The organism is Alterotamlana spongicola (genome assembly GCF_035818475.1).
Taxonomy (GTDB): domain Bacteria; phylum Bacteroidota; class Bacteroidia; order Flavobacteriales; family Flavobacteriaceae; genus Cognatitamlana.
This window is the reverse complement of sequence record NZ_JAYMGV010000005.1, coordinates 169076-187344: the sequence shown is the minus strand read 5'-3', so window position 1 is coordinate 187344 and position 18269 is coordinate 169076. Positions and strand designations below refer to the sequence as shown.

Sequence of the window (18269 nt, the reverse complement as noted above, 5' to 3'; positions counted from 1 at the left end):
GTTAGAGTGTGAGGAGATCCTAAAGATAAATAGAGAAAATGAATTTCCTTGACATAGTTTGTCTCTTTTGTATGGTTAGTTCCTCAATAAAAATAGTGTTGTAGCGAGAATAAAAACTTTAAAAAAGCAGTATGATTTTTTAATAAAACCTGTTCATAGCACTATATTTCATATAATTTGACCGATAAGAATTAAACAACATCGTCAATTGATTGATTTGTGATATTAATAGGAATATAGATGCAATATTTTTGTAAATAATTAACAGGTCAGTTGTATTCAATTCTTTTAGAGCTGTCCATCAAATTTTAAATCTATTACAAAACTATGAACAGAATAATTGTTTTATTAATGCTTTTGGGATTATCCATAAGCTGTACTTCCAAGAAAAATATAAAAACAAACAAACAAAAAATCATTGAAGTTGCAGAAGTACAGTATGGTAAAATTGGAGATGTATATAAATCAAAACTCATTCCTAGAACGCATCATAAAGATGGTAGTTTGCGCTCAGTACCTCCTTTTGATTGGACCAGTGGTTTTTATGGAGGGAATATGTGGTATATGTATGAACTCACTAAAGATGATAAATGGAAAGAAAGGGCTATAGATTATACAGAAATTTTAGACACTATACAATGGTATAGTGGGAATCATGATGTAGGATTTATGATAAACTGTTCTTATGGAAACGGATATAGAGTAGGAGGGAAAGAAGATTATAAGCAAGTATTGATAAATGCCGCTGAGTCACTAAGTAAAAGGTTTAATAATAACATAGGGTTAATTAAATCATGGAACTATAGAAAAGCCTGGAATGATACTACCGAATGGTTTTTTCCTGTGATTATAGACAATATGATGAATTTAGAGCTGCTTTTTGAAGCTTCTAAACTCTCTGGAAACAAAAAGTATTATAATATTGCCATATCACATGCCAATAAAACTATGGAAAATCATTATAGAGAAGACTATAGTTCTTATCATGTGGTTGATTATGATGCTATAACCGGAAAAGTATTAGATAAAGCTACATGTCAGGGATATGCTGATGAGTCCAGTTGGTCTAGAGGTCAAGCTTGGGGTTTATATGGTTATGTAACATGCTATAGAGCAACCAAGGACAAAAAATATCTTGATTTTGCCAATAACATTGCTAATTACATAACAACACATCCATCTATTCCAAAAGATAAAATCCCTTATTGGGATTATCATGTAAATAATAAAGATTACAAAGTAGAGTGGGACTATCAAAATGGAGTAGATTATTTGTATAGAGATGTTTCTGCTGCAACCATTACGGCTTCAGCGCTTATAGAGTTAGCGTCTTACCTTAGTGAAGAAGAAGCTAATAATTATATTGATTATGCAAAAGATATCATTAATAATGTTAGTACATCAAAATATATGGCTTCCAAGAAAGAGGATAACTATTTCTTATTGAAGCATAGTGTGGGTAGTGTACCTCATAGTGGCGATGTGGACATGCCGGTAAATTATGCAGATTACTATTTTTTAGAAGCTTTATCGCGTATGCTCAATTATGAAGAAGGAAGGCATGTGCTTCCTGAAAAAACAAGTATAGCAGCCGTATTGCAGCAGTTGTAAATTATGGATATAAAGTCAATAATAGTTTTATTAATATTGGTTTTAATATCAGGATGTAAATCATCTGACCAAAACAAGGGAAAAGTGTTGTATTCAGATACATTTGATGCAACTTTGAACAATTGGATAATAGAACAGATGGAAGGTGGAGAAGTGAATATTGCAGATGGGCGAATGAATGTTTCACAAAGTAATGGAGCTATAGTCTGGTTTAAGGAGAAATTACACGTCTCTATTACTATTGATATGATATAACTGTTGTAGATGAAGGAGGCAAACACGATTGTGTAGCTGATATGAATTGTTTTTGGATGGCTAGTGATCCTGAGAATCCAAATAACTTTTTTGAAGATACTACGTAAAGAGAAGGAAGTTTTCTTTATACAATTCATTTAAACTTTATTTATGTAGGTTACGGCGTTCATAACAATACAAGAACAAGATTTAGGGAATATTTAGGAATAATAAAAAACCGCTCCATCCAAAGCACGATTTAACAAATACGGAATACAGAATAAAACTTAACAAGAAGAATTATGTAAAGGTTGTTGTTACTAAGGCATGTACGCAAAACTATTGCAATGAACATTTGTTGTATGAAATTAGTGATGAACATAGTTACTATTCGGGATATTTTGGCATAAGATCCAATAAAAGCCATTTATTAGTAGATAATTTTGTTATAACCCAATTATTAAGAACAAATCAATGCATATAAAAAAAATACAAATCAGCAAAGAAAAAATTATTCAATTAATAATAGTAGCTATACTTATGTTATCGTTTGGCTGCCAAGAAAATAAAAGCGTACAAAAAAGAGAGGCCGCTACTAATGTTGCTAATACCAAACCTAATCTACTTTTTATATTTGCCGATCAATATCGCAGACAGGCTATGGGGTTTTTAAATGAAGACCCGGTAATAACGCCTAATATAGACCATTTAGCTAAAGAAGGAATTTATTTTTCCAAGGCAGTAGCCAATCATCCACTTTGCAGTCCGTATAGAGGAATGCTTGTTACGGGGCAATACCCATTAACAAATGGTGTAATTGCCAATTGTCATTCTGGTAGAACAAAATTTAATAACTATTTAGACAAACGTACAGAGACTTTTTCTGATGTAGTTGCAAAGAACGGCTATAATGCTGGATATATAGGAAAATGGCATTTAGAAGGCCCAAAACCAACTGCTCCCGGGGAGACTACTGTTTGGGATGCTTGGTGTCCTCAGGATAGACGCCACGGATATGATTTTTGGTATGCTTATAATGCCGATAACCATCATTTTAAACCACACTACTGGGCTACTAATGCTGAAGAAAATGAGGCCGTTTATGTGAACAAGTGGTCGCCTGAACATGAAGCAAATGTAATTATGGAGTATTTGGAAGGGGCAGGTCATGCACCAAGAGATGCTAACAAACCTTTTGCTCTTTTTTGGTCTATAAACCCCCCTCATAATCCTTATAGAGAAGTACCGGAAAAATATAGAGAACATTATAAAGGCAAGAGTCATAAAGATTTACTTAAACGCCCAAATGCCCGTTTTACGGATAATAATACTTTAAAAGCAGGAGATCGTGGTGTTGAAGAAAAAATTAGCGAAGCACCGGATTATTTTGCATGTGTAACGGGAGTAGATGATCAAATAGGACGTGTTATAGCAAAGTTAAAAGCACTTGGTATTTATGATAATACTATTATTGTTTTTTCTTCAGATCATGGGGAAATGTTGGGGAGTCAAGGTCTTATGCATAAAAACATATGGTTTAGAGAATCTTACGAGATACCTTTTATAGTACATTGGCCTAAAAAAATAGCACCTAAAACTGAAGATTTACTTATAAGTGTACCCGATTATATGCCAACTTTGTTAGGCTTAATGGGACTAGAAAAAGAGATTCCTGACAGTGTGGAAGGGGTAAATTATAGTCCTATACTTTTAGGGCAAGAAATGCAAAGACCAGATAGTCAATTGTATTTTGGTTCGGAACCATCAAACCCTTCATTAGGAAGAAGAGGTTTTAGAGATATGCAACATACCTTTGCAGTAGTGAAAGATAATAAAGATGGTAGTAAAACGTATTATCTCTATGATGACAAAAATGATCCCTACCAGCTTGAAAATATATGGGGCAGAGATAAAGAAGTGGATGATCAAGTTATGACTAAGCTTACATCTTTGTTGACAAAAATGAACGATCCTTGGATAAAGAATTAGTTTTAAATAAAAGTTAATGAGTATCTTGTATTTTAATGAATTTTGATATAATTTCCGAAGGAAGGTGTATGGCAGATAAATTTAACATTTCAAGCTATCCAACAAAATACTGTAATAGATAAAAAAGAGATTATTAAGTCATTTGAAATTGGGTATAAGTCTGATATTGACAAAAAAATATCACACCAAATAGATAAGGCATTAAAAAATTGATTCTTTATCTTAAGAGTTTGTTTTTTAAAGTTTTATAGCCATGGACGGGCACAAGGTTATGGAGATTGCAGTTACATAATTTACCTTTGAATTATGTTAAAACGAAAAAGCTATTAGTAAAAATACTTTAGCAGAAACTTTCTTTAAAGGCTTAAAAACAGAATGGACATATAAGTTAGTTGTAAACTTAGTTCGAAAACTGAGCGATCTATTTTTGGATGGATAGAGGAGAGGCTTGGTATGACAAAAAAAGAAGATATTATTTAAGGTATAAAACCTAAATGAATTTGAATTGGAAATGTTCAATCTAAAAAAATCCTCATAGCTTACTGCGGGGATGATTTATTCAAAAAGTAGCTGCATGCCTCTCATCTAAATGTCCACTTGTTTGTTGTAGATCTAAGAACAATAAAATATAATAATCATTCGAATATTAGTCACACAATTAATTGCTAAAAAGTTTAGCAAATATTACAATCGATTGTATTATGAATGAGTTCAATATATTATTATTTTAGCGACAATAAATTGTTATTTTTTATTAAAAAACTAATTAATGAAGGTATTTTTATACATATCGTTTTTATGCTTTGTCAAAAGTTTTGCAATGGCTCCTCCTCAAGATATTAGTAATATTAATTTGAATTTTTCACATATTAATATTGATAATGGGTTATCAAATAATACAATTACATCTATATATCAGAGTAATACAAAAGAGATATGGATTGGTACACGGGATGGGTTGAATCGGTATAACGGACATGATATTACAAAGTATTATAAAATGCCTAATGACCTGGGAAGCTTAAATGATAATTTTATAAGAGATTTAGCTGAAGATAATGTTGGTAGATTATGGGTTGCAACCAATAATGGTATAAGTAGGTTTGATAGGAAAACAAATAAGTTTGTACGGTATAAAAAACTGGAAGGGTTAATGTGTCGTAAAATACTTGTGAGTATAGATGGTAAAGTTTGGGTGGGTAGTAATGAAGGTGTTTTTGTGTACAACTCAGAAATTGATCGTTTTGAAAAAGTAAAATACCAATTACAACAGAAGTTAGTAAACGATATTGGAGATGTTTGGAATTTATTTGAGTATGGTTATGGAAAATTTATTATCGCTTCTAGTAGTGGATTTTATAGATATTCAGAATATAACCATAGTCTTATAAGAATACCTATTGAATTAAAGGATGGACTAGAAGATATAAACCTCGCTATTACGTCCATATACCGCAGAAAAAATGAAATTCTCATTGGAAATGGAGCAAATGGAATTTTTTCATTAGATATATCAAATGAAAGTTCGTCTATCAAACCTTGGATGGAAGATTTATTCAATGATATTGCTATACGATCAATTCAGGAAGATGGAAATAAAAATTTATGGGTAGGTACATATAATGGCATATATATTATCAATAAAACGGGGGAGATAAACCATATACGTCCAGATAAGAACCATCCTTTTAGTTTGTCATATTTATCTGTTATGAATATCTATAGAGATCAAAATAACAATATGTGGATAGGGACCTATTTTGGAGGTGTTAATCTATATAACCAACGCCAAAACTTGTTTAAAAGTTTTTGGCCAAGTAAAAATAACTTTCAATTAACTAATGATGCAGTTCGGAGTATTGTAAGGGGGCCAGGAGGTAAGCTATGGGTAGGCACGCAAGGAAGCGGTATAGTTGTTTTTAATCCTAAGAATGGTAGTTCTATGCCATTGAATATTCCGGAGTTTCAAAGCAAAAACATCCATTGCATAGCCATGGATAAATTCCAAAGAATGTGGGTGGGAACCCATAAGCATGGTGTATTTTTATATGATTCTCGGACCAAAATAGTAAAAAGCATATCATTGGGAACCAATGCTCCAAGAGATATCTCTGATATTTTTATTTCTGAGGACGACAAAGTTTTTATTAGTGGCACAAATAACAAACTTTATCTATTGGAGGAAAATAAAAAATCACCAATAACAATACCAAATATGAAAAGCGATAACCATATAAGAGGTATTTTTTCATATGGTAAAAAATTATTTATTGCTCGTATAAATGGTGGTGTTTTGTTTGACCCTCGAGATAAAACATTTAATGAAAACCTTGGTAATGTAAAAATAGGGAGTTTTTTAGAGGGAAAAATAGTTACTTCTTTTTTGAAAACTGGCAATGATAAAGTATTGATTGGCACAGAAGGTGATGGTCTTTTTAAAATTGATTTAAATAATAGTACAATAGATCAATATACTATATCAGATGTATTAATTAATAATACTATTTATGATTTAATACAAGATGGATTAGGGAATGTATGGGCGACAACAAATAGAGGGCTTATGATGTTTAAAAGTGGTACAGAAACGATGCTCTCTTTTGATCGTGGAGATGGATTACCATCTTTGCAATTTTCTATTAATTCCTCGTATATGGACGAAAATGGAAGTTTATATTTTGGAACTATAAATGGACTTACTTATGTAGATCCTAAAGCTATTGAAACCAATAAATTGCATTTACCTGTTTCTATAGAAGATTTTAAAATTGGAAATACAAGTTATAAATATCAGTCTTTAAATGAAAAAAACATTTTTGAAGGGACAGAATGGCGTTCTGTAGATTTAAAGCATGACCAAAATAATTTTTCTATAAGCTTTGAAAGTTTTTATTATGGGCAAGAACAAAAAATAAAATTTGCCTATCGGTTATTGAATTATAATGATAAATGGACAGAAACCAATACCCGATCTGCAGAATTTAAAAACTTACCTATTGGCGACTATGTTTTTGAGGTTAAAACATGCAATCCAGATGGTATATGGAGTGATGAAAGTGCTCAGCTGTCCTTATCGATACAACCACCGTGGTGGAAAACATGGTGGGCTTTCGTTATTTATATTGGTTTATTTTTATTGATTACTTATGTAACATTAAGAGTAATTTCAGAAAGAATAAAAATAAAAAATGCAGTAAAACTTAAAGAATTTGAAATAAAGCAAGTAAAAGAATTGAACCAAATGAAGTTAAAGTTCTTTACTAATATTTCTCACGAATTTAGAACACCTTTAACATTAATTTCGGGACCTATAGATAGGTTAATTTCACAAGAACAAGATTCGAAAAAAAGCGATTTATTAGCCATAGCAAAAAGGAATTCACACCGATTGCTCAATTTAATTAATACACTGTTGGATTTTAGGAAGGCCGAACAAGGGTTTTTAGAGTTATCCCTTCAAAAATCAAATTTTATCGATTTTTTCAATGGACATTTACGATCATTTCAGCAAGCTGCTAGAAATAAGAATATAAAACTTACCTCTAAGATTGATTTTACAGGTAGAGATTGGGTATTCGACCCTAACAAAATGGCATCCGTTATCTATAATTTAATTGGTAATAGTATAAAATATACACAAGATGGGGGCTCTATACAAATAACTCTTAAGGGCGAAAGTAATATGCTATCTTTTGAAATAAAAGATTCCGGTTCTGGCATTCCGGCATCAAACCTAGATAAGATATTTGATAGGTTTTATACAGTAGAAGAAAGCGCTTTAGGAGCTAATGATAAAGGATTTGGTATTGGTCTGGCGTTAACTAAAGAAATTATAAACTTACACCAAGGAACCATAGAGGTAGATAGTAATAATGAAGGTACTATTTTTCATGTAAAATTACCTGCTTTAAATGAATCTAATGTTACGTCACCCGTTATAGAACAATATGATCATTTGGAGGAAACTATTTATAGCGACCAAAAGGTAAGTCGTAAAATAAAAGGAAAAAAGGGACAATTAAAAGTACTTTTGGTGGATGATAATAGAGATATTTTACATTATATTTCAGATGGGTTGGAAAGCGAATATCAGGTATGTATTGCTGAAAATGGTAAAGAAGCATTAACAGAGGTAGATAATTTTCATCCGGATATTATCATATCTGATGTTATGATGCCTGAGTTGGACGGAATCAACTTTTGCGAACAGGTCAAAAGTAATCTTAACACGTCTCACATACCTTTTATAATGCTTACCGCTAAAGATAGTGTTCCAGACAGGTTAAAAGGACTGGAGAGTGGAGCAGATGTATATGTGTCTAAACCTTTTGATTTGAGTGTTTTAAAAGTTCAGATTAAGAATATTTTAAAATTACAGGCAAAAAGACATGAAGAAGTCACGGCCAAACCAAATTCTATTGACCCTAATAACATGAAGCTTACCAAGCTAGATAAAAAGTTTATGGATAAATTGCTAGCTTATGTAGAAGACAATATAGAAAATGAACAATTAAGTACCGATGTATTAGCAAAAGAGTTAAGTATGAGTAATAGTACACTATACAGAAAAATAAGAGCTTTAACTGGTAAAGGAAGTAACGAGTTTATTCGTTATATGCGTCTTAAAAGAGCTTTGCAATTACTAAAAGAGCAGGAATTTAACATATCAGAAGTTGCCTATAAAACCGGATTTACGTCACTTTCCTATTTTTCTACATGTTTTAAGAAAGAATTCGGGATGTTACCAAAAGAATATAAAGAATCTGCTTCAAAAAAGAAAGTCTAACCACATTAGTCCAAAATATTATAAAAAGAAAATCACAGAACAAACACTGTTGTTCTGTGATTTGGTAATTTTAATCTTAATTAAAAAAACTATAAGGATTATAAGGAGTTAGTCAAATTAATTCTTTTTTGCAGTTGGTGTGTCTATACCAAATTCTAAAAGTATTTTATCAATTAACGGATTCGCATTTATCTTGTTTGATGGAGCCATAGGTGCATAGGTTTTAGGTAATAATGCTTTAAAATCAGTTATAACTTCAGAGTAAGCAAGGTCATTATAAAGGTTCTTCCATTCATTGGGATCGTCTTCAATATTATATAACTCTCCACTACCATCGGTATAATGGATAAAGTGATAAGCATCTTTATATAAAGAAACATTTTTGTGTCCATAAGAAGTTATCGCGGGGTATTCCCAGTTTTGTTCAGGATTATTAATAAGGGGCACTATGCTATGTCCTTCATTGGTAGTGTTTTTGGGTAAATTGCACATTTCTAGTAAAGTAGGATAAAGGTCTATAAGCCCCACAGCTTGATTTGTGGTACTGCTTTTTTTTATGTTAGGACCGGCAAAAACCAGTGGTACATTGGTGGCTGGCCTCCAAAGAGAATGTTTGCATGTACGGCCTTTTTCTCCTAAATGGTAACCATGGTCAGACCATAAAACAATTATGGTGTTATCTTTGTATTTACTTTCTTCAAGGGCAGTAAGTACTTTTCCTAATTGGTAATCAACAAATGCCATACTGGCAAGATATGCTCTTACCATGTTTTTCCATTTATCTTCTTTGATTAGCCATTCTGTTCTGGGCATTGCTGGCATATCATGCATTTGTCGTGATATTTCAGGAACATCGTCTAAATCATTAGATAAGTAAGGAGGTGTTTCAATAGAATCCAGATCAAACATATCAAACCATTTTTGAGGGACATACCATGGTGTGTGTGGTCGAATAAACCCAACAGCCATAAAGAATGGTTTATCATGATCTTCTTTTAATTTTTTAACGGTCCAATCAGCTATTTTATAATCAGACATGTCAGAATCCGGTAACTCCATAGGGCCCCAATCGGTACCTGTTCTTCGTATATCTGAAAACCATCTACAGTCGTAGTTTGCACGCTTCTCAAGGTATGGACCAAAACTCATTTTAGGGAAAACATCACCATGCTCTTCAAATACAGACAGTTTATCACCATTATGAAATATTTTACCAACACCTAATGTTTTATAACCATATTTTTCAAAATAGTCTGGCATGAATATGCTATTTTTTGCAGCTTCACTACTATTTCTAATATCCTTATCATTAAACTGGTAATATAAGCCTGTGGTGTGAGGATGTAATCCTGTAAAGACCGATGTTCTTGACGGAGCGCATATTGGAGCTTGACAATGCGCATTTTTAAAAGCCATGCCACTGGCGGCAAGTTTATCCATATTTGGAGTATGAGCATTTGGGGAATTACCTAAAAAACCAGGCCAATTATTTAAATCATCTATGGAAATAAAAAGAATATTAGGTTTCTCTGGTATGGTTTTAGAGTTTTCTTTTTTGTCACATGATATGACCAATAAACATACGATAATAAGTAAAGGTATTCGTTTCATTTTATATTATAATGGATGAGAACACAATGTACATAAAAGAAATATAGATTTTATAGAATGAATGAATATTGGTATAAAATGAATGTTTTTTAAAACTTTAGTAGTAATCAAAAGAAGTTATTTGTACTGTACTTAGTTTTGTAAATAAGAAAATTGGTTTTCCAACAAACCAAAAGGATAAATAAAATTATGAAGTGTTTAAAATTAGTTGTATTAGTTTTTTTAATAACAGGAAGCTCGATGGCGCAAACTGCTGAGTTGGAAAAACTAGAAAGGTTATTTGAAGAAGTAGCTAATAAATGTATTGAAGGAGAACCTTTTTTAGTCAGAACTACAGGGAAAAATCCAGAATCAGTATTAATAAATATTGATTATAATAAAATTCTTGAAGATATTAATGATGATGGAAGTTATAAATCTGGACTTGAAAAAGTAGATGTTAATCCTGAAGTGTTAAAAAGCAAAATCCTTCCGCACCCTGATAATATCGAAGCTGATAAGTATATGGAGCATCATCGCTTTTTAAGAAAACTATACGCTTTGAGTTGTAAATGGAGACAAGAGGGCATGAAAAACAATCTGTTAAGTAAACGTGTAATAAACGGATTAACATGGTATATGAATAATTATGTGCCTGAAAGACCTTATTGGCGTGTAACTATGCGTTTTGGAGTATATGAAGCAAAGAGGTTAGGAACTCCCATATTGGCAGAATTGGATCGTACCTTAATGAATCTTTTGCCTTTATATTATAAGGAAAAAAAACAAGGGAATTATGTACTAAGAGAATTGATGACCCGTATTTCAGATTATACAGATCATTTAATAGAACCTGCGGTTGGAGCTCAAAACAGGGGTGTGAATTGGCAAAGTAGGTTTAACCAGATAATTGTTCATTACCTTGTTAAATATAAGTTATATGGTATAATGGCTTTAAATCAAATGAAATACCATTTTTATGATGGTTTTGAATACGATCCCGGAAATGATTATGCCGGAGGAATGGGTACACTTACTGATGGAGGTTTTTGGCATCATAATAAACAACCTTACTGTTTACCATATGGCCATGGAGATTACGAAGGAAGTGTTACATTATTAAAACTTCTTGAAGGAACGCCGGTAGAATTTAAAAAAGTACACTACAAAACTTACGAAGAGCAATTAATTAAAAAGTGGCAGTACGTAATATATAATAAAGAATGGTTTGATCTTGCTATTGTAGGGGGCAAACATGCCTGTCAATTAAAGAAAGGGAAAGCACGTGTACAACCTGAAACTTTATTAAAGCAAATAGATCAGGTTCTGACATTGGATAAAGATACCATGAACTATTATGACGAGATAATAGCTTTAAGGGAAAGGGTGAAAAATGGCACTCATGATAAAGCTTTAAGTGCCAATGTTTTGTATTGGAACTGGGAATATATGTTACACCGAAGACCTGGTTGGTATATAGGATATAGAGGTTTAAGTAAGAAAACTGTAACTAGTGAATGGGATCAGAATTTTCATTTGTCTAGTGGGCACACTGCCATTTTACAGCGAGGTGATGAATATTGGAACGTAAGACCTGCACTTAGATGGACTGCACTTCCTGGAATAACAGCCGAACAGCTACCCTATACAGATTTGTTGAATAAGAATTCTAATGGAGATTCTGGATTTTGTAATGGATCATCAGATGGTAAGTTTGGGGTTTTTGCCTTTGATATGGAGCATGCAAACACTAAAGTGGGGACTGTAAAAGCTAAAAAAGCTGCTTTCTTTTTTAATGAAGGAGTTGTTGGATTAACAACTAGTATTGAACGCATAAGTGCAGGAAAAAATAAAGAAGTTTGGACTTCTTTAGATAATAGGGAATTAAAAGGTGATGTGGTGGCTTATATAAATGGAGTGAAAATGATTTTTAAAGAAAAAGACTTACCACATAATAAATCATTCAAGTTAAACAAAACAAGTTGGGTATGGCATGATGGTATTGGCTATGTAATACCGGTTAAGAAAGGAGAGAATAAAACTATAAAACTCCTTGTAGAAAATAGATCAGGAAAAGTTGCAGATGTGTTGCCACATAATAATAAAGAAAAATTTTCACATAATACATTTTTGTTGACAATCAATCATGGTAAAAATCCAGAAAAAGATAAAGCGCAGTATATGGCATTTCCATCTGTAACACTTAATGATATGAATGAAAAGCTTGTTTCAAAATATGCTATTGTAAAGAATACAGAAGCTATCCAATTAGTACATGATAAAGAAAAACAAATCGCTGCATTTGCTTTTCGTAAAGCCGGAAAGATTAATATACCTGAGTTTGGAGAAATAGAATCGTTTGGCCCAATAATAGGAACGATGAGAAAACAAGGAGGCAAATTAATTGTAAGCCTATCAAATCCATACAAGAATAAACTTAGCAATGATGTTACATTAGCAGGTAATGCGGCATTTCAAATAGGATTTAGCGGGAATATTTCAGGAAAAAATGCAGCCTATATAGAAGATAATAAACAATCTATAATTGCTATCCCGGCATCATCTGAAAGAGGATATGAAGGAGAGTCGATGGTTTATGAATTTAAAATTTTGTAGAGAAAAAGAAACCGATGTGATCATCAAAGATTACATACCTGTAGAACTGAGTGAAGTCGAATATGATCATTAAAGAAATAAATGTAAAACATATGAAAAGAACGATAATAACCATATTGGTGTTCATTATATACTTAGGAAGTTTTGCCCAGAAACCTCATTATCCGGAAAAAGGAAAAAAAGACCTTACATGGTTTCAGGAAGCAAAATTTGGAATGTTCATTCATTGGGGGTTATATTCCATTTTAGCAGGAGAATTCGAAGGAAAAGAAATCCCAGGAATAGGAGAATGGGCATATAAAAGAGCAAATTTACCTACAGATAAATATGAAGCATTGGTAAAAGAGTTTAACCCAATAAAGTTTGAAGCAGAACAATGGGCAAAAACTGCTAAAGATGCAGGAATGAAATATCTGCTTATTACTACAAAACACCATGATGGATTTAGTCTTTTTGATTCTAAAGTAACCAAATATGATATAATGAGTTCTCCTTATAAAAAGGATATAATTAAAGAACTTCAACTTGCCTGTAAAAAACACGATGTAAAATTATGTTTGTATTATTCTATTATCGATTGGCATCATAAAGATGTTTCTTATCGCCATCGAGATTCCAAACAAGATTTTAGTAATTATGTGCAAAATTATATGAAACCCCAATTAAAAGAATTGCTTTCTGGGGATTATGGTGAAATAGGAATGGTTTGGTTTGATGGTTTTTGGGAGTCTTGGTGGACTGCAGATATGGGTAAAGATGTTTACGATTATATATATAAAATGAATCCAAACATTATAATTAACGACAGACTAGGGAAACCTAAAAATATTATTGGAGATTATATTACTCCAGAACAAAATATACCTGCCATACCTACGTCTACATTAAAAGAAGACGATTGTTGGGAAACGGTGTTAACCATGAATAATACTTGGGGATATAAAAAGAATGATGATAATTGGAAATCTCCAAGAGAAATTATTCGCACCTTAATTGAAATAGCAAGTCGTGGTGGTAATTTAACTCTAAATGTTGGGCCAACTGGAGAAGGACTTATACCTGAAGGTAGCACCGATGTATTAAAAAAAGTAGGCCAATGGATGCAAGTAAATGGAGAAGCTATTTATGGTACAAGTGCTAGCCCTATTGGTATGATGCCATGGGGTCGAATTACCGTGCAAGGCGAAAAGAAAATGTTCTTACACATCTTTGAATATCCAAGAAAAGAATTAAATATAAGGTTAGACCATTGGAAGCGTAAAAAAGTAAAGAGTGTACGCTTATTAAGTAAGCCTAAACAACAATTAGAAAACTGGCGTGTGGGTATCGAACTCCGATTAAATCTACCAGCACACTGTCCAGACGAAATTGCAACTGTTATCGAGGTCGAGTTTGAATAAACAAGTATAACTACCATATCCGTGTTAAAAAAATGAAAAAAATATTTTAACAAAAGCAATGATTGGTTGTTTTGAGTTAATATAAAGGATATGATTAATAACATTACATAAAGTGATAAATTGAATGTAGAAATATGAAAAAACAAAATGTAATTATAATGTTGGGAATTCTGTTCTCAATACCATTAATGGCTAAAGATATAACAGTAGGTTCTGTAAAAGAATTAAAAGAAACTATTGTAGATGTAAAAGCAGGAGATCGAATATTATTAGCAGATGGTAATTATTCCGATATGGTATATTACTTACGAAATAATGGAACCAAAACCCAGCCTATAACTATTGAAGCTAAAAATCTAGGGAAAGCTGTTTTTTCTGGAAAATCAGGATTTTATGTTTACGGGAGTCATTGGGTAATTAAAGGATTATTATTTAAAGATGGTATGCATACCGATGAATTATACACCATCACGCATCCAGCACAATATAATGTGATGGTAATATATGGTGATTATGTTCGTATTACTGAGTGTGCATTTCATAATTTCTATCCGGGAGACGTTGGGAAAGGGCGCTATATCTCTGCTGAGTTTGGGCCTAACGGCTTTCCTCAATATACCCGAATTGATCATTGCAGTTTTATCTCTGATGAAAGAATTATTAATGGGCAATTTCTAGGAATCAATAATACATTTCCCAGTCACTTATTGTTTAAACATAACAAGAAACGTGCGCCGTTTTTTGAGAAAGATAATGATTATACCGACATTTTAAGAAATTATCCAAATGCTATTGCAGATGCCGGACAGCCGTTGTTTTGTAGAGTTGATCATAATTACTTTGGTATTTATGGAGGCTCTATCTCAAGATGGGGCCACTTTGGTGACGATTTCGATTTAAGAGAAGGTGGTTTTATAAGCAATTTTAAGAAATATCAGAAATCCAAAGAATCGCTTAATCTGATAGAAGGAAAATATCGTAAGGGTGCTTATGTTTGGAACGAAGTACTTGAATTGATTCCAAGAGAGCATAGGAAAAAATACCGTGCATGGGGAGGTGTTGTTTTTGATGGAAACCTGGTTGAAGGAAATCGTGACGGCGATGCAGAGCGTGTATGTAGTAAAGTTGGGCAAAACATATATTACAATAATACTTTCTACAATGATCGAGGTCAGTTAAGTTTACGTGGAGGGTCTCAAGAAGTTGTTATTAATAATTATTTTTTATCAGATGATTCTTATCAAGATGCAGTTACCGGACAAATTGTAGCATGGGGGCAATTACATACCGTGGTTGGTAACTATTTTAGGGTTAATAAGCGGGCAGGTATGGCTCTTACTTCAGGGCGCGATGGGCGCGACACCGGACACGATACATTCGCACATGGGATAGTAGCTTACAATACTTTTGAGTCTCTCAATCCTGATGCGTACGCCATTGATATGCGAAGTAAATATGATCGTAGACAAAATCTAAAATCCAGTAATAGGGAATTTGCTTATACCACGATTTATGATAATCTTTTTAAAGGAAATACCTTTATCCATAACAATATTGAGGAAAATGTCTACCAATGGAATTACTTGTATGACGAGATGATTGGTGAAAATGATTGGGTCGACAACTACACTGTGGGTGCCCCTTTAGCTAAACGCTATAGAATTAATCCTAAATGGCATACGATGCCACGTGAACAATTGAAAAAAATAGAAGAACTAGAAATGACCAACCAAATATTAGAGGGGTTTTCAGGTGTTGAAAAAATGAATTTCAAAGAGCTTTCTAAGAATGAAGCAAGTTTATATATAAACCCAAATGTAAAACGTGAAAAATTAAAGGTGAGGGATTTAGCGACTTTTCCATATAGTATTTCAGATTTGTGTGAAGGTAAACTAGTTCCTGTTAAATATAAAGGGCAGCTACTACCTGGTATTGAAGATTTAGATCTCTCAGATTTTGGAGAATGCCTTAATAAAAACCGCCCATTGGATTATAATGATGTTGGTCCGAAATGGTTAAAGGGAACACTAACTAAAATTGGTTCTGATATCAGGAATAAAAAAAGGTTAAATTAATTAAAAAGTTAATAAATGAAACAAAGTTTATCAATTCTATTAGGTGTTCTGTTTACAGTACAGCTTATGGCAACAGATATACCTGTAAGTACAGCAAAAGAATTAAAAGAAACCATTTCAAAGGTAAAAGCTGGAGATAGGATAATCTTAGCGGATGGTGATTATGCCGATATGGTATATTACTTAAGAAACAACGGAACCAAAGAACAACCAATAATCATTGAAGCAAAGCATCCGGGCAAGGCAGTTTTTACCGGTAAATCAGGATTCTATGTGTATGGAAGACATTGGATTATAAAAGGCTTATTTTTTAAAGATGGTCAGCATACCGACGAGCTATATACCATCACACATCCTGCTCAATATAATGTGATTGTGATATATGGAGATTATGTTCGTATCACTGAATGTGCCTTTCATAATTTCTATCCGGAAGACGTTGGGAAAGGGCGTTATATCTCTGCTGAGTTTGGGCCTAATGGCTTTCCTCAATATACTCGAATTGATCATTGCAGTTTTGTTTCAGATAAAAGAATTATTGATGGACAGTTTCTAGGTATCAATAATACATTTCCCAGTCACGTATTGTTTAAACATAACGAGAAACGTGCGCGGTTTTTTGAAAAAGACAACGACTATGTCGATATATTAAAAAATTACCCGGATGCCATTGCAGATGCGGGGCAACCCATGTATGCTCGTGTAGATAACAATTACTTTGGAATTTACGGAGGTTCCATCTCAAGGTGGGGGCACTATGGCGAAAAATTCGATTTAAGAGAAATTAACTTTTTTGCTAATTTCAAAAAATACAGTAATGCAAAAAAAGAATTAAACATTATAGAAGAAAAATATAAAAAGAATTTCGAATCATGGCAAGAGGTAATTGCACTAATTCCCCAAAAATATCGTAAAAAATACTATGCATACGGAAGTGTGGTTTTTGATGGGAATCTGGTTGAAGGAAATCGTAAAGGAGATACAGAACGAGTATGCAGTAAAGTAGGCCAGAACATATATTACAATAATACTTTTTACAACGATAGAGGTCAACTTAGTTTGCGTGCTGGATCGCAAGAAGTAATTATTGACAACTACTTTATGTCTGAAGCACCTTTTAAAGAAGGAGGGGCAGGACAAATTGTAGGTTGGGGACAATTGCATACCGTTGTTGGTAATTATTTTAGAGTTAATAAAAATGCAGGTTTGGCAATGACTTCCGGGCGTGAAGGTATTGGTACCGGGCATGATTCATTTGTCCACGGAGTAATTGCTTACAATACCTTTGAGGCCTGGAGCCCTTATGCTAGTGCAATCAATTTAAGAAGTAGTAAAGACCGAAGATTTCAATTAAAAACAAGTTCTAAAGGAGTTGAATATGCATATGCAACCATTTATGGTAACCTTTTTAAAGGAAATACATTTATAAATACGAGTAGTAAGGCGGTAGATGCTTATCACATTCAATATTTATATGGAGAAATGATTGATGAGAATGATTGGATTGGAAATTATGCAGTAGGAGATGCTACTTTGGCTAAACACTACAAAACCAATCCACAATGGCATTTGATGACTCCAGTGCAACTTAAAACTATTGAGGAGAGTGAATTAACAAATGAGCCGGTTGACCTGCCTGGTGTTGAGCATATGAAATTATCCGAGCTTAAAAAGAATAAAGCAGGTTTATATGTAAACCCAAATGTAAAACGAGAAAAGCTAAAGATAAAGGATATTCCAACCTTTCCATATAGTATTTCAGACTTGTGCGAGGGGAAACTGGTGCCGGTAAAACACCAGGGACGGTTGCTACCAGGAGTTTTAAATATAAACCTTTCTGGTTTTGGAGAATATTCAAACGATAATCGACCTCTGGATTATGATGATGTTGGTCCAGAATGGTTAAAAGGAGTCCTTTCTAAAATTGGACCTGAAATCAGATATTGTGAAATAAACTAACCATTGAAT

The 18269-nt window shown here is 32.9% G+C and carries 9 protein-coding genes and 1 pseudogene; 9 read left to right on the top strand and 1 reads right to left on the bottom strand.

The window, feature by feature from the left end:
- The first annotated feature begins 327 nt into the window (after window positions 1–327).
- The 5 genes and pseudogenes from VOI54_RS17390 to VOI54_RS17375 all read left to right on the top strand — a co-directional run bounded on the left by VOI54_RS17390 (window position 328) and on the right by VOI54_RS17375 (window position 8620).
- Window positions 328–1611 carry a glycoside hydrolase family 88 protein gene (locus VOI54_RS17390; RefSeq protein WP_326284532.1) on the top strand — a complete coding sequence of 428 codons (1284 nt, stop codon included), beginning with the start codon at window positions 328–330 and terminating at the stop codon, window positions 1609–1611.
- 3 nt (window positions 1612–1614) lie between these two features.
- Window positions 1615–1866, top strand: coding sequence for a hypothetical protein (locus VOI54_RS17385; RefSeq protein WP_326284530.1), 252 nt, complete (start codon window positions 1615–1617; stop codon window positions 1864–1866).
- A 41-nt stretch (window positions 1867–1907) separates the two neighbouring features.
- Window positions 1908–2329: pseudogene (locus tag VOI54_RS18020) on the top strand (DUF6250 domain-containing protein).
- On the top strand, window positions 2320–3834 hold the full coding sequence (locus VOI54_RS17380; protein WP_326284528.1) for a sulfatase family protein: 1515 nt from the start codon (window positions 2320–2322) through the stop codon (window positions 3832–3834). Before VOI54_RS18020 ends, VOI54_RS17380 begins: the two are co-directional and overlap by 10 nt.
- Window positions 3835–4654: 820 nt before the next feature.
- Window positions 4655–8620 (top strand): hybrid sensor histidine kinase/response regulator transcription factor, encoded by a 3966-nt coding sequence (locus VOI54_RS17375; RefSeq protein ID WP_326284527.1) that lies wholly within the window; start codon window positions 4655–4657, stop codon window positions 8618–8620.
- 117 nt (window positions 8621–8737) lie between these two features.
- Here the strand turns inward: VOI54_RS17375 and VOI54_RS17370 are convergent, their stop codons facing one another.
- The gene (locus VOI54_RS17370; RefSeq protein WP_326284525.1) at window positions 8738–10231 is read right to left on the bottom strand and encodes a sulfatase; all 1494 of its coding nucleotides are present in this window, start codon (window positions 10229–10231) and stop codon (window positions 8738–8740) included.
- 189 nt (window positions 10232–10420) lie between these two features.
- On the opposite strand from VOI54_RS17370, the gene VOI54_RS17365 reads away from it, so the two are divergent.
- The 4 genes from VOI54_RS17365 to VOI54_RS17350 all read left to right on the top strand — a co-directional run bounded on the left by VOI54_RS17365 (window position 10421) and on the right by VOI54_RS17350 (window position 18260).
- Entirely contained in the window at window positions 10421–12826 is a 2406-nt protein-coding gene (locus VOI54_RS17365; protein WP_326284523.1) for a polysaccharide lyase family 8 super-sandwich domain-containing protein, read from the top strand.
- A gap of 92 nt (window positions 12827–12918) precedes the next feature.
- The gene (locus tag VOI54_RS17360) at window positions 12919–14226 is read left to right on the top strand and encodes an alpha-L-fucosidase (protein ID WP_326284522.1); all 1308 of its coding nucleotides are present in this window, start codon (window positions 12919–12921) and stop codon (window positions 14224–14226) included.
- Between the two features lie 134 nt (window positions 14227–14360).
- Window positions 14361–16301, top strand: coding sequence for a chondroitinase-B domain-containing protein (locus tag VOI54_RS17355; RefSeq protein WP_326284519.1), 1941 nt, complete (start codon window positions 14361–14363; stop codon window positions 16299–16301).
- Window positions 16302–16316: 15 nt separating this feature from the next.
- Window positions 16317–18260 carry a chondroitinase-B domain-containing protein gene (locus tag VOI54_RS17350; RefSeq protein ID WP_326284517.1) on the top strand — a complete coding sequence of 648 codons (1944 nt, stop codon included), beginning with the start codon at window positions 16317–16319 and terminating at the stop codon, window positions 18258–18260.
- The last annotated feature ends 9 nt before the right edge of the window (window positions 18261–18269 follow it).